The sequence below is a fragment of the Hymenobacter glacieicola genome (assembly GCF_014640315.1).
In the GTDB taxonomy this organism is placed as follows: domain Bacteria; phylum Bacteroidota; class Bacteroidia; order Cytophagales; family Hymenobacteraceae; genus Hymenobacter; species Hymenobacter glacieicola.
Genome location: NZ_BMGS01000019.1, coordinates 1 through 22672 on the forward strand (window position 1 = coordinate 1; position 22672 = coordinate 22672).

General features: G+C 59.0%; 18 protein-coding genes. 12 read left to right on the forward strand and 6 right to left on the reverse strand.

Features of this window, described 5'->3' with window-relative positions:
* Positions 1 to 260: 260 nt before the first annotated feature.
* The 3 genes from scpA to IEW18_RS21220 are packed head-to-tail and all read right to left on the reverse strand — an operon-like array spanning position 261 to position 4649.
* Positions 261 to 2387 (reverse strand): methylmalonyl-CoA mutase, encoded by a 2127-nt coding sequence (gene scpA / locus IEW18_RS21210; RefSeq protein WP_188559898.1) that lies wholly within the window; start codon positions 2385 to 2387, stop codon positions 261 to 263.
* A 60-nt stretch (positions 2388 to 2447) separates the two neighbouring features.
* On the reverse strand, positions 2448 to 2825 hold the full coding sequence (locus tag IEW18_RS21215; protein WP_188559899.1) for a four helix bundle protein: 378 nt from the start codon (positions 2823 to 2825) through the stop codon (positions 2448 to 2450).
* 42 nt (positions 2826 to 2867) lie between these two features.
* Complete coding sequence (locus tag IEW18_RS21220) at positions 2868 to 4649, reverse strand: methylmalonyl-CoA mutase family protein (protein ID WP_188559900.1); 1782 nt, start codon at positions 4647 to 4649, stop codon at positions 2868 to 2870.
* Between the two features lie 353 nt (positions 4650 to 5002).
* Between IEW18_RS21220 and IEW18_RS21225 the strand changes: the two genes are divergently transcribed.
* The 3 genes from IEW18_RS21225 (at position 5003) to dnaA (ending at position 8534) form a co-directional block, all read left to right on the forward strand.
* Complete coding sequence (locus tag IEW18_RS21225; RefSeq protein ID WP_188559901.1) at positions 5003 to 5758, forward strand: 5'-nucleotidase C-terminal domain-containing protein; 756 nt, start codon at positions 5003 to 5005, stop codon at positions 5756 to 5758.
* A 144-nt stretch (positions 5759 to 5902) separates the two neighbouring features.
* Entirely contained in the window at positions 5903 to 6832 is a 930-nt protein-coding gene (locus tag IEW18_RS21230) for a bifunctional metallophosphatase/5'-nucleotidase (protein ID WP_188559902.1), read from the forward strand.
* Positions 6833 to 7034: 202 nt separating this feature from the next.
* Positions 7035 to 8534, forward strand: a complete 1500-nt coding sequence (dnaA, locus tag IEW18_RS21235) for a chromosomal replication initiator protein DnaA (RefSeq protein ID WP_188559903.1) — start codon at positions 7035 to 7037, stop codon at positions 8532 to 8534.
* A gap of 93 nt (positions 8535 to 8627) precedes the next feature.
* Here the strand turns inward: dnaA and IEW18_RS21240 are convergent, their stop codons facing one another.
* Together IEW18_RS21240 and IEW18_RS21245 are read right to left on the reverse strand one after the other, a co-directional pair.
* A complete protein-coding gene (locus IEW18_RS21240; RefSeq protein ID WP_188559904.1) occupies positions 8628 to 9110 on the reverse strand; it encodes a hypothetical protein in 483 nt (160 codons plus the stop codon).
* Between the two features lie 162 nt (positions 9111 to 9272).
* Entirely contained in the window at positions 9273 to 9701 is a 429-nt protein-coding gene (locus IEW18_RS21245) for an OsmC family peroxiredoxin (protein WP_188559905.1), read from the reverse strand.
* A gap of 183 nt (positions 9702 to 9884) precedes the next feature.
* Between IEW18_RS21245 and IEW18_RS21250 the strand changes: the two genes are divergently transcribed.
* The 7 genes from IEW18_RS21250 (at position 9885) to IEW18_RS21280 (ending at position 16408) form a co-directional block, all read left to right on the forward strand.
* The gene (locus IEW18_RS21250; RefSeq protein ID WP_188559906.1) at positions 9885 to 11390 is read left to right on the forward strand and encodes a GH3 family acyl-acid amido synthetase; all 1506 of its coding nucleotides are present in this window, start codon (positions 9885 to 9887) and stop codon (positions 11388 to 11390) included.
* A 165-nt stretch (positions 11391 to 11555) separates the two neighbouring features.
* Entirely contained in the window at positions 11556 to 11897 is a 342-nt protein-coding gene (locus IEW18_RS21255) for a hypothetical protein (protein ID WP_188559907.1), read from the forward strand.
* Between the two features lie 128 nt (positions 11898 to 12025).
* Positions 12026 to 12457: a hypothetical protein gene (locus IEW18_RS21260; RefSeq protein ID WP_188559908.1), complete on the forward strand. Its 432-nt coding sequence runs from the start codon at positions 12026 to 12028 to the stop codon at positions 12455 to 12457.
* The gene (locus tag IEW18_RS21265) at positions 12457 to 12903 is read left to right on the forward strand and encodes a 3-oxoacyl-ACP synthase (protein ID WP_188559909.1); all 447 of its coding nucleotides are present in this window, start codon (positions 12457 to 12459) and stop codon (positions 12901 to 12903) included. Before IEW18_RS21260 ends, IEW18_RS21265 begins: the two co-directional genes overlap by 1 nt.
* A 127-nt stretch (positions 12904 to 13030) precedes the next feature.
* Positions 13031 to 14206: a 1-deoxy-D-xylulose-5-phosphate reductoisomerase gene (locus IEW18_RS21270; RefSeq protein WP_188559910.1), complete on the forward strand. Its 1176-nt coding sequence runs from the start codon at positions 13031 to 13033 to the stop codon at positions 14204 to 14206.
* Between the two features lie 158 nt (positions 14207 to 14364).
* Positions 14365 to 15789: a site-2 protease family protein gene (locus tag IEW18_RS21275; RefSeq protein ID WP_229728899.1), complete on the forward strand. Its 1425-nt coding sequence runs from the start codon at positions 14365 to 14367 to the stop codon at positions 15787 to 15789.
* Between the two features lie 103 nt (positions 15790 to 15892).
* Positions 15893 to 16408: a DUF6702 family protein gene (locus tag IEW18_RS21280; RefSeq protein WP_188559911.1), complete on the forward strand. Its 516-nt coding sequence runs from the start codon at positions 15893 to 15895 to the stop codon at positions 16406 to 16408.
* Positions 16409 to 16586: 178 nt separating this feature from the next.
* On the opposite strand, the gene IEW18_RS21285 is transcribed toward IEW18_RS21280, so the two are convergent.
* Positions 16587 to 18602 carry an OmpA family protein gene (locus IEW18_RS21285; protein WP_229728900.1) on the reverse strand — a complete coding sequence of 672 codons (2016 nt, stop codon included), beginning with the start codon at positions 18600 to 18602 and terminating at the stop codon, positions 16587 to 16589.
* 331 nt (positions 18603 to 18933) lie between these two features.
* On the opposite strand from IEW18_RS21285, the gene lon reads away from it, so the two are divergent.
* Positions 18934 to 21390 (forward strand): endopeptidase La, encoded by a 2457-nt coding sequence (lon, locus tag IEW18_RS21290; protein ID WP_188559912.1) that lies wholly within the window; start codon positions 18934 to 18936, stop codon positions 21388 to 21390.
* A gap of 118 nt (positions 21391 to 21508) precedes the next feature.
* On the forward strand, positions 21509 to 22570 hold the full coding sequence (gene porQ / locus IEW18_RS21295) for a type IX secretion system protein PorQ (RefSeq protein ID WP_188559913.1): 1062 nt from the start codon (positions 21509 to 21511) through the stop codon (positions 22568 to 22570).
* Positions 22571 to 22672 lie beyond the last annotated feature (102 nt).

Sequence of the window (22672 nt, forward strand, 5' to 3'; positions counted from 1 at the left end):
GCATCCGCTTGCAACTCGTCATCGATGCGCATAACCAACGCATAGAAGCAGACGGCTAATCACCTGCTATTTTACCACCACCGTGAATTGAATTATATGTCAACAAATTTTGATATAGGTTGTCGTAATCTAGATAAATAGAATCGATGCAAATTCTAATTGTTTCAATATGAAGAGCGTCTCTTTTATCTAATAATCTTGGTATCTTCCTTAGAAAATTGCTTTCAGGTATATTTAGTTGAAGCATGCTAAATAAATTTTCAGTTAAAATTTACTAACTTCTCCAATATCTCCTGGGCTGCCACCGCAATGACGGTGCCGGGGCCATACACGCCGACTACCCCGGCGTTGTAGAGGAAGTCGTAATCCTGGGCGGGGATGACGCCGCCGGCAATGACCAGGATATCTTCGCGGCCAAGCTGCCGGAGCTCCTCAATGAGCTGCGGAATCAGGGTTTTGTGGCCGGCGGCGAGGCTGCTCACGCCCACTACGTGCACGTCGTTCTCGGCGGCTTGGCGGGCTACCTCGGCGGGCGTCTGGAACAGGGGCGCAATGTCCACGTCGAAGCCCACGTCGGCAAAGGAGGTAGCAATTACTTTGGAGCCCCGGTCGTGGCCGTCCTGGCCCATTTTGGCCACCATCATGCGGGGGCGGCGGCCTTCACGGGCGGCAAATTCATCGGCCATCTGGCGGGCCTTGGCAAACTGCTCGTCGTAATTCATTTCCTGAGAGTACACGCCCGAAATAGCCCGGATGGTGGCCTGGTGGCGGCCGTACACTTTCTCCAGGGCATCGGAAATCTCACCGAGGGTAGCGCGCAGGCGAGCGGCCTGCACGGCCAGGGCCAGCAGGTTGTCGTTGCCGGTGCGGGCGGCTTCGGTGAGGGCCTCCAGGGCCTGCTGCACGGCGGCGTTGTCGCGGGTGGCTTTAATCTGGTTTAGGCGCGCAATCTGCGACTCGCGCACGGCGGCATTGTCGATGTCGAGCACCTCAATGTCGGTGGCCTCGTTTACGCGGTACTTGTTCACGCCTACCACTATTTCCTTGCCCGAGTCGATGCGGGCCTGCTTGCGGGCGGCGGCTTCCTCGATGCGCATTTTGGGCAGGCCGGTTTCAATGGCTTTGGCCATGCCGCCCAGCTCCTCCACTTCCTGAATCAGGGCCCAGGCTTTGTCGGCCAGCTCGTGGGTGAGGGTTTCCACGTAGTAGGAGCCGCCCCAGGGGTCCACCACGCGGGTAATGTCCGTTTCGTGCTGAATGTAGAGCTGGGTGTTGCGGGCAATGCGGGCCGAGAAGTCGGTGGGCAGGGCAATGGCCTCGTCGAGGGCGTTGGTGTGCAGGCTTTGGGTGCCGCCCAGGGCCGCGGCCATGGCCTCAATGCAGGTGCGAGCTACGTTGTTGAAGGGGTCCTGCTCGGTGAGGGAGTAGCCTGAGGTCTGGCAGTGCGTGCGCAGGGCCAGGCTCTTGGGGTTCTGGGGCTCGAACTGCTGGATGAGCTTGGCCCAGAGCAGGCGGCCGGCCCGCATCTTGGCAATTTCCATGAAGTGGTTCATGCCAATGGCCCAGAAAAACGACAGGCGCGGGGCAAACTGGTCGATGCTCATGCCCGCCGCCAGCCCGGCCCGCACGTACTCCAGCCCGTCGGCCAGGGTGTAGGCCAGTTCCAGGTCGGCGGTAGCGCCAGCCTCCTGCATGTGGTAGCCCGAGATGCTGATGGAGTTGAACTTGGGCATATGCTGCGCCGTGAAGCTGAAAATATCCGCAATGATGCGCATGCTCGGCAGGGGCGGGTAGATGTAGGTGTTGCGCACCATGAACTCCTTCAGAATGTCGTTCTGAATGGTGCCCGCCAGCTTATCCGGCGTTACGCCCTGCTCCTCGGCCGCCACAATGTAAAAGGCCATAATGGGCAGCACCGCCCCGTTCATGGTCATCGACACCGACATCTGGTCCAGCGGAATCTCATCAAACAGGAGCTTCATGTCCTCCACCGAATCAATGGCCACGCCGGCCTTGCCCACGTCGCCTACCACGCGGGGGTGGTCGGAGTCGTAGCCCCGGTGGGTAGCCAGGTCAAACGCCACCGAGAGGCCCTTCTGCCCGCCGGCCAGGTTGCGGCGGTAAAAGGCGTTGCTGGCCTCGGCCGTGGAGAAGCCCGCGTACTGCCGGATGGTCCAGGGGTTCTGGATGTACATGGTGCTGTAGGGCCCGCGCAAATACGGCGCCTGGCCGGCGCCAAACCCCAGGTGGTCGAGGTGCTGCACGTCGTGGGCAGTGTAGAACTGCTTCAGGGCAATGCCTTCCGGGGTAGCAGTTTGGGTGGCCTCAGTAGTTGGCGCGGGTAGTTGAGCCGCGTCGTAGGATATAGTTGAGAAGTCGGGTTTCATGGGTGGAGGGGTGACAGGTAAAAGGTAAAAGGTGACAGGTAATTGGACACAAGTAATAGGTTAGCTATTAGGCTGCAGGCTTTTGATTAGACCCGTAATTAAGCCGGTGATGCGGTCCAGCGAAGTAATTGCTTGATCGGTTTGTATCGATGAAATATAGCCCAGGCGCTCTGCGAGTAACACAATTGTGTCGAGTTCAGTAACTGAACCGCGGGCAATGAATAAAAAACGAGTAAACTCAGCTGCCGAATTTCGACCGGCTCCTTCCGCAATATTGAGTGTAACGGAGGTAGCAGCTTGCCGTAGCTGAGAAGCTAACTCATAGCGTTCTTCGGGTGGGAACTGATGGGCCAGGTCGTAGGCTACAGGAACAAAATCAAAGGCAAGTCGCCAGCAGTCCAACTTATAATGTGGTTTACTGCGCCGCTCAACTGCCATAATCTGTCACTTTTTACCTGTTACGTGTTACCTGTTACCCAATCACTTCTTCCCCTGCAGCCTCGCCAGCACATCCTCGGTGCTGTAGCCCTGCACGGTAAACTCCTTGAACCCGAACACCTGTACGGCTTCCTGCATAGTAGCCAGGTCGGCGGTGAGCAGGGCCGGCGGAATGAAGTTGGGCTCGTCAATCGGGACGCGGCTGATGGCGCGGGAAAGGCGCCCGAACTGCTCAGGAGTAGCGTACATCAGCGTAGCTTCCTCCGTAGAGGAAAACAGCACCGACAGGGTACCCTCGGGGTGAGCGGCCCGCAACTCCTTCCGTTCTTTTTCTGGCAGGGTGTTCAGGAACGACTCCAGAATAATCTGGTTGGTGTGGGCGCCGAGCAGTACCATAGCCGCCCGCTTCTTGCGCTTTTCCCGGCGCTCAAAGTGCAGGGCCGTAGCTAGGCGTAGCACCTCGGTGGGGTAGGTGGCGCGGGTGCTGTCAAACTCCCGGCTGCGCAACAGGCGCTTGGGGTTGTAGTCGAAGGTTTCGTTGGGGTTCTGAAACTTGTTGGTGCCCACTACCACCTGCTCCCCATTGGCAATGCGTTGGAACTGAGCCTGGGCCGAGGCGTGCAGCTCCTGCATCACGAGGCCGGTAGCGGTGGGCAAGCCGCCGGCCGCTTCCAGCTTCTGAAACAAGGCCCAGGCCTCGCGGCTCAGCTGGTCGGTTAGGGTTTCGAGGTAGTAGGAACCGGCCGCGGGGTCCTGTACCCGGTCCAGGTAGGCTTCCTCGCGCAGCAGCACGGGCAGGTTGCGGGCCAGGCGCTCGGCAAACTCGTTGGGAGCGTGGAACAGGCAGTCGAAAGCGCCCACGCTCACGGCATCGGCCCCACCCATCACGGCGCTCATGGCCTCGGTGGTGGTGCGCAGCAAGTTGGTATGCGGATCGAGGGTGGTTTGGCTCCAGGTGGCGGTGCTGGCGAAGATGGTCAGTTGCTGGGCCGCCTCGGCGGGTAGTCCGTAGGCGTGCAGCAGGGTAGCCCACAGCCGGCGCAGGGCCCGCAGCTTGGCTATTTCAAAAAAGTAGTTCGGGCCAACGGCCACGTGCACGTGCAAAGCGGCGGCTACATCCGCTACCGTCAGGTCCTGGGTGGTGGGCAGGGCGCTGAGGTAGGCGGCGGCGGTAGCCAGGGTGAAGGCCACCTGTTGGGTGGCCGTGGCGCCGCGGTTACCATAGAAAGCCGCGTTGATGCCCAAGGCCCGAAACTCCGGCCAATTCTTGCTTAGTCGGATGGCTGTGCGCAGCTCCTCTTGCTGCAGGGCCTGGTCGGGGGCGTGGCGGGTAATGGGGTCCGACACCAGGAAACCGCGCGGTGCTACCTCCAGGGCGGCCAGGCGCTGAATCAGCCGGGCTGCGCCGCCCCGTACCGTGTAGCCCAGGTACGTGCTGGCCACGGGCAGGTGTTGCTGCAAATGCTCCACATCAAAGCCCTCAGCGTGGGCTAGCACAAAGTGGGCTCCTTCGGCGCCGCGGTGCAGGGCGGCGGCGGCGCGGTCAATGGCGCTGCCGCCCCGCTCCAGGGCCGGCACCGAGTAAGTAGGCACGTTGCGCCAGTGGGCGTGGGGCCGCACCTGCGGGGTAGGGGGCCCGCCCAGCTCCTGCAAAGCTTCCTGGTGGTAGAACGGCTGCACCGCGAAACCATCGGGCGTGTGCCAGGCCAGACTGGCGGGGTCCTGGCCTTTCAGGTCGCGGGCAATGCGCTCCAGCCACTGGGGGGTAGTAACGGCGTCAAACTCGGAGAACGAAACAGGCGCGGGGCGCGGCGAATCGGCCATAATGCAGCGGGGTGGGGTGGGTGAACAGAGGCCCAAGGGGCGGGCTAAAGATACCTGGTTCGGGGTAGAAATAGGCTTGAGCGAAGCCGGCCAGGGCTAGCAATATTTGGGCGGGTTGTTGCCTGTAGGGGGGCAGCCATTTTGTTGGCTGCTGGCAGCGTCCCGAAAAATCCGGTTTTCCTTAGGTGCAGCCAGCAGCTGGCCGGGCCGCAAATGAGTAATCCGGCCCCAACCAACTGCCTTATTACTCCTGGTTTTCCATGTGCCCTATTCCCGGCTAGAGCCTGTAGTCGTTTCAACTCCCGTTGCGCTACCGTACCTTTGCTGTTCGCACTTCTCTTCCTCCTGACCTGATGCAACTTCTTCGTTCCCGCCTGGCTGCGCTGAGCCTGCTAACTGCGGTGGCCTTGGCTCCCGCCTGCCAGCGCGGCGCCTACCTACCCAAGGCGCAGCTAGCCCCGGTGACGGCCCAGCCCGTGGGCAAATCCATTCCCGAAGACCCTAAAGCCGCCGCTACCATTGCCCCTTACCGCCAGCGCGTAACCGAGCAGATGACGGCCGTGCTAGGCCAGGCCCCGGTAGCCATCGTCAAGAATAACGGGGAGTCGCCGCTGTCCAACTTTGTGGCCGACATTCAGCGGGCGCGCGCCAGCCGGGAGCTGAAACAGCCCATCGAGCTAAGCGTGATGACCAACGGCGGCTTGCGGGCCCCCATTCCGGCCGGACCCGTTACCATGGGCTCGGTGTTTGAGCTCATGCCCTTCGAAAACGAGCTGGTCGTGCTGGATGCTCCCGGCCCCGTGGTGCAGCAACTGTTCGAGTACGCCGCCCGCATCAACATGCCGGTTGCCGGGGCAGTGTACGCCGCCGTGGCGGGCAAGCCCCAGGATATTCGCATCGGAGGGCAGCCGTTCGAGCCGGCGCGCACCTACACCATTGCCATTTCCGACTACCTGGCGGGCGGGGGCGACAACCTGACCTTCTTTAAAGCCATCAAGCCCCGCGGGACCGGGGTGCTGCTGCGCACGGCCATTGCCGACCACATGCGCGAGCAAACCCAGCAAGGCAAACCCATTGAGGCCAAAGTGGACGGCCGGGTGAAACTGTAATGCGCTGATTGGTTGGTGTACGGATGTGGTGATGGATTACGTTGAGTGAAATCAGCCCATCGAAACTACCTCATCACTACCATAAAAGGCGGCACATCACCTCATTAGCATAATAGCACATCAACTAATCAGTACCCTACCTCCGTGGATCGTCGCGAATTTCTGAAACATACCGGCCTGGGAGCCGCTACGCTGGGCCTGCTGGGTGTTTCGGCCCTGCCCGCGGTTGCCGCCGACAAGAAGGCTACCCGCCTGACCATCCTGCATACCAACGACATGCACTCGCGCATTGAACCCTTTCCCGACAACGCCGCCCAGTGGGCGGGGCTGGGCGGGATGGCCCGGCGCGCGGCCCTGATTGAGCAAATCCGGAAGCAGGAATCCAACGTGCTGCTCCTGGACTCCGGCGACATTTGGCAGGGGACGCCCTACTTCAACTTCTTTCAGGGCGAGCTGGAATACAAGCTCATGAGCCAGATGGCCTACGACGCCAGTACCCTCGGCAACCACGACTTCGACAACGGCCTGGAAGGCCTGCAGAAGCAGCTGCCCCACGCTACCTTCCCCTTCCTGATTGCTAATTACGACTTCTCCCAGACCATCCTGGCCGGCAGGTTTCAGCCCTACAAGGTGTTCGACAAGCAGGGCGTGCGGGTAGGCGTGTTCGGCTTGGGCATTGAAATGGCTGGGTTGGTAGCCGATAAGAATTTCGGGGCCACGAAGTACCTCGACCCCGTGGCCACGGCCAAGGACATGGTAGCCAAGCTGCGCGGCCCCGAGAAGTGCGACCTGGTGATTTGCCTTTCCCACCTGGGCTACAAATACGAAAGCGCCAAAATCGACGACCGGAAGCTGGCTGCCCAGGTAAGCGGCATCGACCTGATTCTGGGTGGGCACACCCACACGTTCCTGGAGCAGCCCGAGCCCATTGCCAGCCCCAACGGCCGCACCACTCTGGTCAACCAAGTCGGCTGGTCGGGCATCAACCTGGGCCGCTTGGACTACTCCTTTGAGCGAGGCACGCGCCAGCCCACGGTAGCCGCTACCGCCGTAGTTCCCGTACAAGCCGCATAGGTATGCTGCCGGGCTGCTACGCTTTACTGAGGAGCTGGCCTTGCGGTAAAAGTGCGTAAAATGCAAGAGTTAAGGGCGTTTTTTTGTCTCCTGACTTTTCCACATTTTTGTCTCCCCCTAAAAAAAACGAGCCTTTTCTGGTTCGTGGCCAGCCTGTTATACCGCTCACCTGCACCCCCGTTGCTTTTGCCCTATCTGATTGATGCTGAAGGATTGCCGAACCGTATGGGCCAACTGTCTTCGCGTCATCAAGGCAACAATTGGTGAGCAGAGCTTCCGAACATGGTTTCAACCCATTGTGCCGGTACAGCTCCACAATAACGTCCTGCTGATTCAGGTGCCCAGCACCTATTTCTACGAGTTTCTGGAGGAGCACTACGTGGAGGAGCTCAAGCGCGCCATCCACCAGGAACTGGGCCCGGAGGGGCGCCTGGAGTACAGCATTGTGGTCGACCAGGGCAACGCCCAGCAGAAGCCACGCACGCTTAACCTGCCCACCACCCGCAAAGCGGCGGGACCGGCCACTGTTTCTACCTACGCAGCCACCTCCATGGCGGCCAGCGCCATGACGGCCTCGGCCCGCAATACGGCGGCCGCCTCCGTGACGCCCGCCCCGGCGCCGCCTACCCTGCGCAACCCCTTCGAGGCCAGCAAAACCATTGAGCGCGACTACCTGAAGTCGCAGCTGAACACTACCTATACCTTCGAGAACTACATCGAGGGCGACTGTAACCGCCTGGCGCGCTCGGCGGGCCTTGCCGTAGCCAACAAGCCGGGTACTACCTCCTTCAACCCCCTGATGGTGTACGGCGGGGTAGGGCTGGGCAAAACCCACTTGGTGCAGGCCATTGGCAACCACATCAAGGCCACGAACCTGGATAAGTTCGTGCTCTACGTGTCGGCTGAGAAGTTTACCAACCAGTTCATTGAGAGCCTGCGCTCCAACGCGGTGCAGGATTTTGCCAATTTCTACCTGCTGGTCGACATCCTGATTCTGGACGACGTGCAGTTCTTGTCGGGCAAGGATAAAACCCAGGAAATGTTCTTTCACATCTTCAACCACCTGCACCAGGCTGGCAAGCAGATTGTGATGACCTCAGACCGGCCCCCGCGCGACCTGGTGGGCCTGGAGGACCGGCTCCTCTCGCGCTTTAAGTGGGGCCTGACCGCCGACCTGCAAAGCCCCGACTTCGAGACGCGCATGGCCATCATCCAGAACAAGATGCAGCAGGATGGTATCGACATTCCGCCGCAGGTAGTTGAGTACCTGGCCCACTCGGTGAATACCAACGTGCGGGAGCTGGAAGGCGTGCTGATTTCCCTGGTGGCTCAGAGTAGCCTGAACCGCCGCGAAATTGACCTGGAAATGGCCAAGCAGGCGCTTCGTCACATCATTGAGGAAGTGGAGGCCGAAGTAAACCTGGACTTCATCCAGAAAACCTGCGCCGAGTATTTTGGCGTGTCCCTGGACTTACTGAAGGCCAAAACCCGCAAAAAGGAAGTGGTAACGGCCCGGCAGGTAGCCATGTACTTTGCCAAGGAACACACTACCCACTCCCTGAAAAGCATTGGTCACCACTTTGGCGGCCGCGACCATAGCACCGTCATCCACTCCGTGCAAACAGTTTCGGACCTGATTGATTCCGACAAGTCTTTCCGTAGCACCATCGTGGAGCTGCGCAAGAAGTTCGCCGGCAAGTAAAACGTTATTCACTCTGGCTGGCATGAACAAAGAGCCCGTTTGCTTCAGCAAACGGGCTCTTTGTTCATGGAACCGACGAAAACGGCGGGTGTCCTACGCCTGCGTATCGCGCAGGGCTATGTCGTGCTTGGAAGCAAAAGAACGTACCTGCTCCCGCATCAGGCGCTTGCGGCGGGGGCCTTTCACCTGACGCAGGCTCATGGCATAGGTAGTGCCCTCCTTAAGTTGCACCCGCAGCTGCTGAGGAACCAGCTCCAAAGCAGCAATATCCTGAGCTGCGAAGGCCTGCTTGGGGCGGAACAATCCGTCTTTGTGCACGATGTAGGCAGGGGTAAACTCCAGGTAGCTCTGGGTACCGAACACCGGCGCGTTATGCACCAGCACGTAGCCCAAGTACACCAGGCTAAACACCAGAAACACGTAGTGCAGAAAGTGCATGTCGCTGGCTCCCTCACCCGTTACAATAAGCGACACGGTGTAGGCAATCCAGAGCAGGCCCAGAAAAAGCTGGCCCCAGAAGGGAATGCGCTGGGTGTTGGCGGGCTGAAGACGAATGCGGGTAGAATCAGGATGCATAGAGGCGTAAAGTCGCTGGGGCCCGCAAAAGTAAGGAGTTCAGCTTGCGTTGTTTCTTTTTCGCGCTTCGTTTTTAGGCAGCACGTTCTCTGACAGCGCTACTAGCGGCTCCAAACGAGCTTTCAGTAGAAATTGCCAGGGAATAAACCACCCGGAAGTGGCTTATTTCAGGGTAGCGGAGGCCAGTTCCATTTCCGGTACGGCGCTTAGTAGCTGCGAAATAGGGCAGTTTTTCTTAGCCGTCTCGGCGTACTGCTGAAACTCCTCCTGCGAAATACCAGCTACCTGGCCTTCCGTAGTCAGGCTAATTTTAACGATTTTGGGAATCTCACCCGACGTGTCCAGCGTAACCTTCGATTCGGTTTTAATCTGCTGCACCTGCTTGCCGTCTTTGGTCAGGATGCTGGTCAGGAACATGGTGTAGCAGCCGGCGTGGGCCGCGCCGACCAGCTCCTCGGGGTTCGTGCCCTTCTGCCCCTCAAAACGGGCCCCCACGGAATACGGCGCCGAAACAGTGCCGCTCTGAGTGGTAATACTGCCGCTGCCCTTGATGTCGCCGTTCCATTCGGCGTTGCCACGCTGATTAATCATAAGAAAGAGAAGTAGAGGTGAAAGTCCGGGAGTAGGTACGCGTACTGCCGGTGAAAGGATGAGCTTGCGCGCCGCTGTTTGGCACAAGGCCTTGCCGGGAAGCCGTATACTTTTGCCTTAGCTAACCGCGCGGCGCAAGAAAAACGCTTTCAACTTCCCATCTTCGCACTTTCACTCGTTCCCATGGGCCTGAAATCCACCCTGAGCCGGCCCCTGGCCGCCTACATCGCGCACCAGTACCGGCAGTGGCAGCAGGACCCGATTGGCACCCAGCAGCGGGTGCTGCGCGAGCTACTAACCCACGGTGCCCGCACCCGCTTCGGCCACGACCATGACCTGGCCGGGGCCCGCACCGCCCAGGACCTGGCTGCCCGCGTGCCCGTGCGCGACTACGAAGGTCTGGCCCCGTACTTCAACCAAGTGAAAGCCGGAGAGCCCGACGTGCTGTGGCCCGGCAAACCGCTGTATCTGGCCAAAACCAGCGGCACGACCTCCGGGGCGAAGTACATTCCCATCACCTCCGCCAGCATCCCCAACCACATTAACGGGGCGCGGGATGCCCTGCTGCACTACGTGCATGCCACCGGCAAAAGCCGGTTTCTGGATGGCAAGCTGATTTTTCTGTCGGGCTCCCCGGAACTGGAAACGGTAGGCGGCATCCACACCGGGCGGCTTTCCGGCATTGCCAACCACCACGTGCCGCCCTACCTGCGCCGCAACCAGCTGCCCAGCTACCAGACCAATAGCATCGAGGACTGGGAAACCAAGCTGGACCGCATTGTGGAAGAAACACTGCCCCAGCCGATGACCCTGATTTCGGGGATTCCGCCCTGGGTGCAGATGTACTTCGACCGGATTGTGCAGCGCGCCGGCCGGCCCGTGGGAGAAGTGTTTCCGCAGTTTGATCTGTTTGTGTACGGCGGCGTGAACTTCGAGCCCTACCGCAAAAAGCTGTTCGATACCATTGGCCGGCCCGTGGACAGCATCGAGCTGTTTCCGGCCTCCGAAGGCTTTCTGGCTTTCCAGGACGAGCCCGGCAACCCCGGCCTGCTCCTGCTGCTGAACGCCGGTATCTTCTTTGAGTTTGTTCCGGCCGAGCGGTTCTTCGAGCCCAATCCGCCCCGCCTGACCCTGGCCGACGTGGCGCTGGACCAGCAGTACGCCGTGGTGCTCAACTCCAACGCCGGCCTTTGGGGCTACAGCCTCGGCGACACCGTGCGCTTTACCCAGAAATATCCGTTTCGGGTGGTAGTTACGGGCCGCATCAAGCACTTTCTCTCCGCTTTTGGGGAGCACGTCATCGGTGAAGAAGTGGAACAGACCTTACGCGGTGCCATGCAGCAGCACCCGGAAGTAGAGGTAGTAGAATTCACGGTAGCGCCTCGCGTCAGCGACGACCCCGCCGTGCCTTCCCGCCACGAGTGGCTCATCGAGTTTGCCCGCCCGCCCCACGATGCCGCCGCCTTTGCAGCCTCCCTGGATGCCGGCCTGCGCCAGCGCAACGTGTACTACGACGATTTGCTTCGTGGTAATATCCTGGCGCCGCTGCTGCTCACGCCGCTACCCGTTGGGGCTTTCCAGCGCTACATGAAGAGCCTAGGCAAGCTGGGCGGCCAGAACAAAGTGCCGCGCCTCAGCAACGACCGGAAGCTAGCGGAGGGGATAACGGGGCTGAGTGAAATAGCGTAACTTGTTCTATGATTCGCTTCGACAAATCAGCTACTCGCAAAACCTCGTTGCACCACGACCAAGACGCGGATGATGCGGCTTTTTGGCGCTCTAAAAGCGTGGAGGAACGCATGGAAGCGCTGGAGTTTTTGCGCCGGCAGGTATACAGTTTCTATTTTCTAGGCAATGGCACAGGCCAACCAGCTTACCGAGGAATACAAAGAGTTTGTCGAGTTATTAAACGCCAACGAGGTTGACTATTTGGTGGTGGGAGCGTACGCAGTGGCCCGTTACGGCTACGTCCGAGCCACCGGCGACATTGACGTGTGGGTGAGGCCAACGCCAGAGAATGCACAACGGGTAGTAACTACGCTCCAGCAGTTTGGGCTAGGTGGGCTAGGATATACAGTAGCGGATTTCAGCGCAGAAGACACTATCGTTCAGCTCGGCGTAGCTTCCTTACGCATTGATTTACTGACCTCTGTAGATGGCGTGGAGTCGGTGCCTGCTACGCTAAACGGGAAATAAAAGTGCTGGATGAAGTCCCCATCAACTTTATTAGCCTGGCAGATTTGCGCCGTAATAAAGCCAGCACCGGCCGCCTGAAGGATCAGCTTGATCTTAGGAATCTAGAGCAGGCAAATGAGTAGTGCAACATGAATCAAGGAGCTATTAGGATCAGTGCCAGCATGGATGAGCACGGCTATGGTTGGGGTTGTTTTGATGTTACCATCAGCAAAGGAGAAACTACAACACACCTCACCTTCTTCGCCGATGAAGACACTTGGAAAGATTTCGGTAAGGAATTGAGTTGTTTTCCTGTTGCTGTTTCAGCAACTGTAAGTTTTGAAGCTGGGATAATTGATACGTCCGACAGCTACCTCAAACTGCAGGCATATTGCTTTGATGCTTATGGGCACGCAGCTATCCGCGTGTCTGTAGATAACAGAAAGCCCGACCCCGACCGGTGTAAGCTAGCGTTTTCAATACCAGCCGAAATAGCTTCCATTAACCGTTTAGGTCACCTCTTGCGTAACTGGCGAGCAGAAAATAATACAGAAATCCTGTGGCAGGCCCAGACCAGCTAATGACAAAACCCCACCTCCACGCCCTGTGCCTGGCCTACGTGCAGGAGCGCATCGAAGCCTGCCAGGCCGCTATTGATGCAGCCCAGGAATCGGCTAACTCCGAAACCAAGAGCAGCGCCGGCGACAAGTACGAAACTGGCCGCGCCATGGCCCAGAACGAGCGGGACCGGAACGCCGTGCAGCTCCAGCAGGCCCGCCAGCTCCTGGCCGAAGTCCAGCGCATCAACCCCGACCTGCCCTGCGACACCGTGCGGCCCGGCGCCCTTGTGGCTACCAGTATGGGCCGGTTCTACATCAGCATCAGCGCCGGTAAGCTCACGGTCGACGGGCAGGACTACTTCGCCGTGTCGGGGGCCGCGCCGGTGGCGGCGGCCCTGAGCGGCAAGCGGGCCGGCGAGCAAGCCGTGTTCAACGGCAAGCCTGTCCAGATACGCGGTATTCAGTAGACCTCTGGCAGGGGCGCTCGTTGCCCCTGACGTGAGCGGGGAACAGGGGGGCCTGCGGCTTCTACTGCCAATGGCCGCAACTGCGGGGCTTCGTGTAACTTTGTGGTAGTCCTGCTCTTTCTCTATTATGCCCTCTGAAATTCCCAAGCGCGTCACCCTGCTCGGCTCCACCGGCTCCATCGGCACCCAGGCCCTGGACGTGCTGCGCGCCCAGCCCGGCAAGTTTACTGTCACGGCCCTGTCGGCCCAGTCCAACGCCGAGCTGCTGGTGCAGCAGGCCCGCGAATTTCGGCCCGCGGCGGTGGTTATCGGCGACGAGGCCAAGTATGCCGCTGTAAAAGCAGCCCTGGCCCACCAACCCGAAACGGAAGTGCTGACGGGCACTACCGCCCTGGCCGACGTGGCCGGCCGCGAGGATGCCGATGTGGTGCTCACGGCCATGGTGGGCTACGCCGGGTTGCTACCCACGGTACGCGCCATCCGGGCCGGCAAAACCATTGCGCTGGCCAACAAGGAAACCCTGGTGGTAGCCGGCCAGCTGATTACGGATCTGGTAAAGGAGCACGGCGTGGGGCTGTACCCCGTCGATTCTGAGCACTCCGCCATCTTCCAATGCCTGGTAGGGGAGGAGCGTAACCCCATCGAAAAAATTATCCTCACGGCTTCGGGTGGGCCGTTCCGCGGCCGCAGCCGCGAGCAGCTGGCCCTGGTCACCAAGGCCCAGGCCCTGAAGCACCCCAACTGGGACATGGGCGCCAAAATCACCATCGACTCGGCCTCGCTCATGAACAAGGGCCTGGAGGTGATTGAAGCCAAGTGGCTGTTTGGCCTGCGCGACGAGCAGATTGAAGTGGTAGTGCACCCGCAAAGCATCATCCACTCCCTGGTGCAGTTCGAGGATGGCTCCCTGAAAGCCCAGCTCGGCCTGCCCGACATGAAGCTCCCGATTCAGTACGCCCTGGGCTACCCCCAGCGCCTGCCCAGCCAGTTTCCGCGCTTCAGCTTCCTGGATTACCCCCAGCTTACCTTCGAGCCGGCCGACACCAGCACCTTCCGCAACTTGGCGCTGGCCTTTGAGGCCATGCAGCGGGCCGGCAACGCCCCGTGCGTATTGAACGCCGCCAACGAGGTAGCCGTAGCCGCCTTCCTGCGCGACGAAATCGGGTTCCTGGAAATGTCGGAGGTGGTAGAAACTAGCCTCGCGCGGGTTTCGTACCTTGCCGCCCCGACCTTGGAAGACTACGTGCAAACCGACCTGGAAACGCGCCGCGTGGCGCAGGAGCTGGTGGGGGCCCGTGCCTGACACCCTGGCTGGAACGGGCACTACCCTTGGGTTCGGTGCGTTGTTTGTCGTACCGGGCGATTAGGTGAACTCTGACAGGCGACGGGTAAAGAAGTAAGCCTGTCACCAGTCACTGTTCACCTGTCACTATTCACCTCATCATCTAATTACCTCATCTTTTGGAAGGACTTATTATGGCCGGGCAGATGCTGCTGGGCCTTTCCATTCTGGTTGGTTTGCACGAGTTTGGACACTTTGCAGCGGCCAAATACTTTAAAATCCGGGTCGATAAGTTTTATATCTTCTTCGACTTCCTATTTCCCCTACCCGGGGTAATGAATTTTGCTCTCTTTAAGAAGAAGATTGGAGAGACGGAATATGGCCTGGGCTGGTTTCCGCTGGGCGGCTACGTGGCCATTCACGGCATGATCGACGAGACGCAGGATGCCGACAGTCTGGCGGCCGAGCCTCAAGCCAACGAGTTTCGGGCCAAGCCAGCCTGGCAGCGCCTGATTGTGATGCTAGGGGGCATCATCATGAACGTCATTACCGGCATCGTCATCTTTTCCCTGCTCACCTTCAAGTATGGGGAAAGCTACCTGCCCGCTTCGGAAGCTCGCTTTGGGGTAGTGCCCAGCAAGCTGGGCAAGGAAATCGGCTTCCAGCAGGGCGACAAGATTGTGAAAGTGAACGGCCGGCCCTTCGACGATTTCAGCGAAGTGTACAGCCCCGAGGTAATTCTGGGCTCTAACGCGTATTACACCGTAGACCGCAGCGGCCAGCTTGTAGACATACCCGTACCCAACAACTTCATGGACCGCCTGGCCGATGAGGGCGAGCAGCGCTTCGTGCAGCCCCTGGACCCCTTCCGCGTGGATCAGGTAATACCTGGTAGCCCGGCAGCCAAGGCTGGCCTGCAGCCCGAGGACCAAATTCTCAAGGTTGGTAACACCCCAATTCAGTTCTTCCCCCAGCTCCAGGAAGCCCTGCTCAAGAACGCCAACACCGTCGAGAAACCATCCTTGCTGGTGCTGTTTATTAACTGGCTGCGCGGTGTAAAGCCCGCGCCGCAGCCCGCCGAAAAAATCACGCCGTTGCTGGTTAATCGGGGCGGCCAGAACATTACCCTGCAGGTGCGGGTAGACGAGCAAGGTAAGATTGGCTTTGCGCCCAAGTCGCTACTTAAGTTCAGCAACCGCGAATACGGCCTGCTGCAGTCGGTGCCCGTGGGAGCCAAGCAAGCCTTCGGGGTCATTACTACCCAGGCCAAAGCCTTTGCCAAAATTTTCCGCGGCGAAGCTTCCTTCCGCAAGTCAGTAGGTGGGCCGATTGAAATTGCCCAGCAGTACGGCGGCAAGTGGGATTGGTTCCGCTTCTGGACGCTCACGGGCATGCTGTCCATGGTGCTGGCCTTCATGAACCTGCTACCCATTCCGGCCCTCGACGGGGGCCATGTGGTTTTCCTGCTCTATGAAATGATAGCCGGCCGCAAACCCTCCGACAAATTCCTGGAAAACGCCCAGAAAGTAGGTATGATGCTGATTCTGGGGCTGATGGCCTTTGTGCTCATCATTAACCCGCTGCTCAAGGCTTTCAGCAGCTAAGGGCCCCAGCCCATAAACGCCCGGAAAAGCCGTGCTGCCGCGAGGTGGCACGGCTTTTATAGTACAGCCTGCAACTATTCGTTAGGCCTGCCCACCTTTTGCCATGCTCTTCCCTTCCTACATTCGCCGAATTCTACTGGTGGCCGGCCTACTTTTGGCCGGGCAGTTGGCTGCCTGGGCCCACGCCTACCACGCCAGCATCATGGAGCTGCGCTTCAACCCCGAGAAGCAACGCCTGGAAATGGCCCTAAAAATCTTTATTGATGATCTGGAAAAAGGGTTGTCAGTAGGCAAGCCTACCCCCATCCGCACCGACCAACTGTCGCGGGCACAGCTAAACCCTCTGCTCATGGACCTGCTACGGCGTTCCGTGCAATTCAGTACCCGCCCGGGAGAAACCCTGCCCCTTACCTTGGTGGGGTTACAGAAAGAGAAGGACTCGTACTGGCTTTACTTCACCGCGCCGCTACCCGCTTCCGCTTCCGGCCTCACGCTACGCCATAAGCTGCTGCTGGACCTCTTCCCTGACCAAATGAACATCGTGAACCTTGAGGCTAAGGGCCAGAAGCAAAGCCTGCTCTTCCGCGACGGGGAGGAGCAGCAACAGCTGAAGTGGTAGGCGCTACTTGTTATAGGCTGTCAGCTTGGTGAAGTTTCCTACCCCTCTTCGCATCTGGCAAACCCGTTTAAGGCAGCAAACCCTTACTTCCGGCTTGGAGGTAAGGGTTTGCTGCCTCTAAGGGCTAAGGGGCTTGCTCAGGCAGAAGCTCACCATTTCACTACTCACCATCTCACCATTACCAACCACCCCCACTGCCCGCATCCTTTTGCTCGTTCTCCGGCTTGATTAGGCGGAACTCTACGCGGCGGTTGGTGCGGGCGTCTTCCTCGGTGGCTTCGTCCTTAAGTGGCTGGGTGCTGCCGTAGCCCATGCTTTCGATGCGGTTGGGTTTGAGCTTACCCTTTAACTCAATGTAGCGCCGGATGGCCTCGGCCCGGTCCTGGGAAAGGGTCATGTTGAAGTCCGGGTCGCCCTTGCTGTCGGTGTGGCCCGAGATGCTAAGCCGGAACGTGGGATGGTCTACCAAAAACACTGCAATCCGGTCCAGAATGGGGTGCATGCTAGCCCGGATGTTAGCCTTATCCTGGTCAAACTCGATGTTCTTAAAAATCAGGGGCAGCTTGTAGTCGATGGAGTTGGTCATCAGCTTCATCACCGTGTCGCCCTGGAGGGCGAATTTCTTTTCTACGCTGAAAAAGTCGGGGCTCTGAATCAGCATCACGTAGTGGGAGCCCTCAATCAGGTCAAAGTCAAAAGAGCCATCCTCACGCAGGTACTTGCTGGCTACCTCAATGCCGTTGTCGGTGTCAATGATGCTGACGATGCCGTTAAGCGGTTTTTGGCTGACGGAGTCCACTAGCAGGCCCTCCACGTGGGTAGTGGCCAGGGGCTGGGCTTCCATGGGGAGCGGGAAAGAAAAGAGGTCGAGGTTCTTCATTTCCTTTTCCTCGGAGCGGGCGTAGTACAGGCTCTTGGAATCAGAATCAATGGTGAAGTAGTACTCCGAGCCCTTGCCGTTGACGAGCGGACCAATGTTGATGGGCTCCTGCCAGCGCCCCCGCACCCGGTAGGTTTTATAGATGTCGAAGTCGCCGAAGTTGAGCAGCTGCCCGCGGGAACTGAAGTACAGCACGTGGTAGAGCGGGTGGTAGAAGGGGCTCACCTCACTCTCGCGCGTGTTCACGGTAGGACCCATGTTCTGGGCCTTGCTCCACTGCCCGTTCTTTTGCTTTACAGTATACCAGATATCGGAGAGGCCGAAACCGCCCAGCCGGTCAGAGGCGAAGTAGAGCGTATCCTCGCCCGGCGACAGGGTCGGTTGCGAATCCCAGGCGGTGGAATTAACGTTGGTGCCGAGCGTCTTGGGCATGGTCCACTGCCCCTCCTTGAACGTGGACACGTACAGGTCGCAGTTGCCGTGGCAGGTAGGGCACTCGCAACGGGCAAAAAACAGGGTTTTTCCGTCCTTACTGATGCAGGCTGAGCCTTCGTTGTAGGGCGAGTTAATGGGTTTGGGTAAGGGCTCGGCGTCGGTCCAGAGGCCGTTTTCGCGCCGGGAAGTGTACAGGTCCTCGTCGATAACGCCGTTGAGGCCGCGCATCTTCCGCTTCGAGGAGAAAATAAGCTGGTCGGCATCGGAGTTCAGCGTCGGGCCGTAATCCTCCACCCGGGAGTTGATGGCGTCGCCCATGCTGGTATACACGCCTTTAGGCGGGCGAAAGGCGGCTATGTTCTTGCGGTACTCAACGATGTCATAGTACGTTTTCAGCGGTACATACAACTCGGCCTGCTTCTGCTCCAGGGAGTCGTAGTAAAGCTGGACTTTACGCAGGTCTTGGCGGCGGTGCTTCAGGGCCAGGCGGTAGTAGGCTTTGGCCCGGTCTTCATTGCCAGCCTTTTCCCAAAGCTGCCCCAGCCGCCAGAGCAGGCCGGTATCCTTGTAGAAATTTTCAATGCCGAAGTGGCTCACGTACACGTCCAACAGGTTGCGGGCGGCGTTCCAGTTCTTGCGCTTTTCGGCCCGTTGAATTTCCCGCAGAGCTTTTTTATCCTCAAAATACGCCAGCCGGTTAATGTTGGGGAAATCGGGGGTAGCGTCGGTGCGGGCGCGGGCACTGCGGATAACTTTCGCCGTCAGCTTGCGTTGCGAGTTAGGTAAACCGCTTTTCTGTTGCGCCTGTACCAGCCCTGGTAGCAGCAGAACCAGCCAAACCAGTGGAAAAAAGAGAGGGTAACGAGAAAAGCGGAGCATAGCAATAAGAAGGCACTAAGGCGGTGGGAAACCGGCAAGCATCAAAAATAGGAATTTTTGGATGCAGCTAGATATCCGAAGGCGCCGGACACATCAGAAGGTTAGCGGGAGCCCCGATTCCGTTCTGGTTTCCGCGCCAGCCCTGCCGATGTGGCGGTACTAGGTCATGGCACGGCGCTTGCCGAATCTGTACCTTCGGAAATTCCGCTTCCTTTGAAATCGAGCCTGCGCCCTGCTTCTGTCATTCTGGCACGTAGCCTCGGCTTTCTTCGTCTTCCTCTCCATGAGTCAATATAATTCACCTAAGTCACCACTTTCTTCCTTGTTGCTGATGGCTGAAGATCCTGAAGAAATGGTGTCCATCGTGGCCGCCGACCCCGATCAGCCTCTGAGCCCCGATGAGTCGCCGGAGATGCTGCCACTGCTACCCGTGCGCAACACGGTGTTATTTCCGGGGGTAGTGCTGCCCGTGACGGTCACGCGCAAAAAAAGCATCCGGTTGGTGCGCAAGGCGTACCGGGGCAACAAGATTGTGGGGGTGGTGGCCCAGAAAAACGGCCAGAGCGACGACCCTACCCTGCAAGATCTCTACCAGGTAGGTACCATGGCCAAAATCCTGAAGCTGCTGGTGCTGCCCGATGGCAACACCACTATTATTATTCAGGGCCAGTCGCGCTTTCGCATTGAGGAGGAAATTCAGAGCACGCCCTACCTCACAGCCCGGGTTAGCTACTCCCCGGAGGCTTTTCCCAATAAGCAGTCCAAGGAAGTAAAGGCCCTGGTGTCCTCCCTGAAGGAAGCGGCGGCCAAAATGCTCAAGCTTAACCCCGAGATTCCGCAGGAGGCCCAGGTGGCCCTTGATAATATTGAGTCGCCCTCATTTCTGACCCACTTTCTCTCGTCCAATATCAATGTGGAGGTGAGCATCAAGCAGCAGCTACTGGAAATTAACGATGGCGTGGAGCGTGGCACCCAGCTGCTGGAACTCATGCTGAAGGAAATTCAGCTGCTGGAAATCAAGCGCGAAATCCACACCAAGGTTCACACCGACATCGACCAGCAGCAGCGTGACTACTTCCTGCGCCAGCAGATCAAGGTGCTGCAGGACGAGCTGGGCTTCGACGGACCCGACCAGGAAGTGGAAAAGCTCCGCCAGCGGGCCAAGGGTAAAAAGTGGCCCGAGGCCGTGGGCAAGCACTTCGCCAAGGAAGTTGACAAGCTCACCCGCATTAACCCCCAGGCGGCCGAGTATCCGGTGAGCCTGAACTACGTGGAGTTTTTGCTGGACTTGCCCTGGGCCGAGTATACTAAGGACAACTTCAACCTGAAGCGCACCCAGAAAATCCTTGACCAGGACCATTACGGCATGGAAAAGGTAAAGACGCGCATTATGGAGTACTTGGCCGTGCTCAAGCTCAAGCAGGACCTAAAAGCCCCCATTCTGTGCCTGTACGGCCCGCCCGGCGTGGGCAAAACCTCCCTGGGGCGCTCCATTGCCAAGGCCCTGGGCCGGCAGTACGTGCGCATGAGCCTGGGCGGCGTCCGCGATGAGGCCGAAATCCGGGGGCACCGCAAAACCTACGTCGGGGCCATGCCCGGCCGCATCATTTCCCAGATTAAGAAAGCCGGCGCCTCCAACCCGGTTATCGTGCTCGACGAAATCGACAAGCTGGCCTCCGATTTCCGCGGCGACCCATCCTCGGCGCTGTTGGAAGTGCTGGACCCGGAGCAGAATTCGACCTTTACCGACAACTATCTGGAGGTAGAGTACGACCTCTCGCGGGTGCTCTTCATTGCCACGGCCAACTCCCTGGAAACCATTCAGCCGGCCCTGCGCGACCGGATGGAAATCATTGACCTGACGGGCTATACCCTGGAGGAGAAAACCCAGATTGCCAAAAAGCACCTCTGGCCTAAAATGCTGCATGAGCACGGCCTTGGCCCCAAGGACGCCGGCATTAGCACGGCGGCTCTGCAGCGCGTGATTGACGACTACACCCGCGAGTCGGGGGTGCGGAGCCTGGAGCGCAAGCTGGGGGCCGTGGCTCGCAACGTGGCCAAGAGCAAGGCCATGAAGGAGGAGTTTCCGGCCACGCTGGAGCCCAAGGATATTGCCCGTATTCTGGGTGGGGCCATCTTTGACCGGGACCAGTACCAGGACAATGAAACCGCCGGCGTAGTTACGGGCCTGGCCTGGACGTCGGTAGGCGGCGACATTCTCTTCGTGGAGAGCCTGCTGAGCCGGGGCCGGGGCAAGCTGACGCTTTCGGGCCAGCTCGGTGACGTGATGAAGGAATCAGCCGTAACGGCCTTGAGCTACCTGCGCAGCCGGGCCGAGGAACTGGGCATCGACTACCGTCTCTTCGACCAGTACGACTTGCACATCCACTTCCCCGAGGGCGCCGTACCCAAGGATGGGCCCAGCGCCGGTATTGCCATTTTTACCAGCATTGCCTCCGTGTTTACCCAGCGCAAAATCCGCAGCCATTTGGCCATGACCGGCGAAATCACGCTGCGGGGCAAGGTATTGCCGGTAGGCGGCATCAAGGAGAAAATTCTGGCCGCTAAACGGGCCGGGGTGCGCGACATCATCTTGTGCCCTAAAAACAAAAAGGACATCGACGAAATTTCGGCCGAATACCTCAAGGACCTCACCATTCACTACGCTGACCGGGTCGATGATGTGCTGCGGGTAGCGCTGCTCAAGGAAAAGGTAGCCCGCCCCATGAAACTGGAAGTGCGCGACGAGGCGCCCGTGCCGGCTTCCCCAAGCGTAGAGGTCAGCTAAAGTCACCGGAATTTCCTGCCTCTTAAAGAGTAAACAGAGGTAGGGAATTCTTATGCCGGGCGCAATAAAGCACCGAAAACGGGCGTCTTATCGGGTAACCCGTTTTATCTTTCCCCTGATGATTCGACCAATACGCCGTTGCCTTTTCCTGCTTGCTTGCTTCGCGCTGGACCTTGGCGGGTTCACTCCGGCCACCGCCCAAATTGGGGGGCAGCAGGCATTTTCGTTTCTGAATCTGCCTACGAGCGCCAAGCTGGCCGGGCTCGGGGGCATTAACGTTTCTTCCCGCGACGCCGACGGCACCATGCTCTACGGCAACCCGGCCCTGCTTAACGCCGACATGGACGGTCGGCTGGCCCTGGGCTACGTCGATTACCTGGCCGACATCAAGCAAAGCACCGCCGCCTACGTGTTCAATACGGTGAAGGCCGGCCGCTTTGGGGTCGGGCTCACCTACCTCAACTACGGCGACTTTAAGCAGTACGACCCGGCGGGTAACCCGCTGGGGCAGTTTTCAGTGAATGAATACGCCCTGAGCATTGCCAACGCCCACACCAGCGGGGCCTTTACGCTGGCGGCTACCCTGAAGCTGGCTGGCTCCGGTATTGCGGGCAACCACTCCTTTGCTGCCCTGGCCGACGTAGGCGGACTGTTTAAGCATCCGGAGCAGGATTTTACCGTGGGACTGGTCGTGCGCAACGCCGGCATTCAGCTGAAGCCTTACGACGGGGCCAGCCGGGAGCCCATGCCGCTGGACGTGGAAATCGGCACTTCTTTCAAGCCCGAACACCTACCATTTCGCTTTTCCTTCTCAGCTCACCATTTGCAGCAGTTGGATATCGTATACCTCGACCCCAACCAACGCGGGCAGCTGAATGAGAACGGCGAAGAAATCAAGCCCAAAAAGTCACTCGGCGATAAAATTGCCCGACACTTTGTGATAGGAGGGGAGCTGCTGCTAAGTAAAAACCTGAACCTGCGGCTAGGCTACAACCACTTGCAGCGCCGGGAGTTGCGCCTAGATAACACCGCCGGCGGCGCGGGTTTCTCCTTCGGGGTGATGCTGCGCGTCAGCCAGTTCCAGCTTGATTATACCCACGCGGGCTACCATGCTTCGGGTGGGGCTAACTACTTTACCATTGCGCGTAACCTCGACTCTTTATTTAAAAAACCACAATAGCTCTCCGGCTCCGTTGGCTCCTTGCGCGTATGCTCCCTTATGGCGAGCTACGCAGGCACCGCGCCGGGTTTGCGCTGTCTACATTCTCTGCTAAGCCTCGAA

Excerpts from the sequence above, each read along its gene's own strand:
- IEW18_RS21265 (WP_188559909.1), top strand. The coding sequence starts at position 12,457 with ATGACAAAACCCCACCTCCACGCCCTGTGCCTGGCCTACGTGCAGGAG.
- porQ (WP_188559913.1), top strand. The coding sequence starts at position 21,509 with ATGATTCGACCAATACGCCGTTGCCTTTTCCTGCTTGCTTGCTTCGCG.
- IEW18_RS21245 (WP_188559905.1), bottom strand. The coding sequence starts at position 9,701 with ATGATTAATCAGCGTGGCAACGCCGAATGGAACGGCGACATCAAGGGC.
- scpA (WP_188559898.1), bottom strand. The coding sequence starts at position 2,387 with ATGAAACCCGACTTCTCAACTATATCCTACGACGCGGCTCAACTACCC.
- IEW18_RS21285 (WP_229728900.1), bottom strand. The coding sequence starts at position 18,602 with ATGCTCCGCTTTTCTCGTTACCCTCTCTTTTTTCCACTGGTTTGGCTG.
- IEW18_RS21260 (WP_188559908.1), top strand. The coding sequence starts at position 12,026 with ATGAATCAAGGAGCTATTAGGATCAGTGCCAGCATGGATGAGCACGGC.
- IEW18_RS21270 (WP_188559910.1), top strand. The coding sequence starts at position 13,031 with ATGCCCTCTGAAATTCCCAAGCGCGTCACCCTGCTCGGCTCCACCGGC.
- IEW18_RS21220 (WP_188559900.1), bottom strand. The coding sequence starts at position 4,649 with ATGGCCGATTCGCCGCGCCCCGCGCCTGTTTCGTTCTCCGAGTTTGAC.
- dnaA (WP_188559903.1), top strand. The coding sequence starts at position 7,035 with ATGCTGAAGGATTGCCGAACCGTATGGGCCAACTGTCTTCGCGTCATC.
- IEW18_RS21240 (WP_188559904.1), bottom strand. The coding sequence starts at position 9,110 with ATGCATCCTGATTCTACCCGCATTCGTCTTCAGCCCGCCAACACCCAG.
- lon (WP_188559912.1), top strand. The coding sequence starts at position 18,934 with ATGGCTGAAGATCCTGAAGAAATGGTGTCCATCGTGGCCGCCGACCCC.
- IEW18_RS21250 (WP_188559906.1), top strand. The coding sequence starts at position 9,885 with ATGGGCCTGAAATCCACCCTGAGCCGGCCCCTGGCCGCCTACATCGCG.
- IEW18_RS21280 (WP_188559911.1), top strand. The coding sequence starts at position 15,893 with ATGCTCTTCCCTTCCTACATTCGCCGAATTCTACTGGTGGCCGGCCTA.
- IEW18_RS21225 (WP_188559901.1), top strand. The coding sequence starts at position 5,003 with ATGCAACTTCTTCGTTCCCGCCTGGCTGCGCTGAGCCTGCTAACTGCG.
- IEW18_RS21255 (WP_188559907.1), top strand. The coding sequence starts at position 11,556 with ATGGCACAGGCCAACCAGCTTACCGAGGAATACAAAGAGTTTGTCGAG.
- IEW18_RS21215 (WP_188559899.1), bottom strand. The coding sequence starts at position 2,825 with ATGGCAGTTGAGCGGCGCAGTAAACCACATTATAAGTTGGACTGCTGG.